The following is a 903-nucleotide window of genomic DNA, read 5'->3' on the forward strand; positions in this document are numbered from 1 at the left end:
TTGGCCGAGCCCGACCTGCTGCTGCTCGACGAGCCGACCAACTATCTCGATCTCGAAGGCACGCTGTGGCTGGAAAACTACGTTTCGAAATATCCGCACACCGTGCTTTTGATCTCGCACGACCGCGACCTGCTCAACCGCGCCGTCAATTCGATCGTCCACCTCGACCAGAAGAAGCTGACCTTCTGGCGCGGCGGCTACGACCAGTTCGAGCGTCAATATACAGAGCAGAAGGAATTGCAGGAGAAGGGCCGGGTCAAGCAGGAGGCCGCGCGCAAGCACATGGAATCCTTCGTCGAGCGGTTCCGCGCCAAGGCCTCCAAGGCGAGACAGGCGCAGTCGCGCATCAAGGCGCTGGAGAAGATGAAACCGATCGCGGCCCTCGTGAACGATTCGGTGCGGCCGTTCTCCTTCCCCGAGCCGGTGAAGACGGTGGCCTCGCCGATCGTGGCGCTGAACAACGTCAATGTCGGCTACACCGAGGGTCAGCCGATCCTCAAGAAGATGACGCTGCGCATCGACGCCGACGACCGCATCGCGCTGCTCGGCGCCAACGGCAACGGCAAGTCGACCTTCGCCAAATTGCTGTCCGGCCGGCTCAAGCAGGAGAGTGGCACCATGACGGTGGCGCCCGGGTTGAAGGTGGCGATCTTCGCCCAGCACCAGCTCGACGACCTCCGGCCGGACGAAAACGCCTACGAGCATGTCCGCCGGCTGATGCCGGAGGCCCCGGAATCGAAGGTGCGCGGCCGCGTCGCCCAGTTCGGCCTCACGACCGAGAAGATGAACACCGCCGCCAAGGATCTGTCGGGCGGCGAGAAGGCGCGGCTGCTGATGGGGCTGTCGGCCTTCGAGGGGCCAAACCTGTTCATCCTCGACGAACCGACAAACCATCTCGACATC

1 protein-coding gene is annotated in these 903 nt (G+C 63.5%); it reads left to right on the forward strand.

What is annotated here, in order from left to right; translation table 11 throughout:
- A partial coding sequence (locus EN906_RS35625) for an ABC-F family ATP-binding cassette domain-containing protein (protein WP_164777681.1) occupies nt 1–903 on the forward strand: 903 nt, incomplete at both ends.

Origin of the sequence: Mesorhizobium sp. M7A.F.Ca.CA.004.06.1.1 (assembly GCF_003999135.1) — a bacterium.
Classification (GTDB): Bacteria; Pseudomonadota; Alphaproteobacteria; order Rhizobiales; family Rhizobiaceae; genus Mesorhizobium.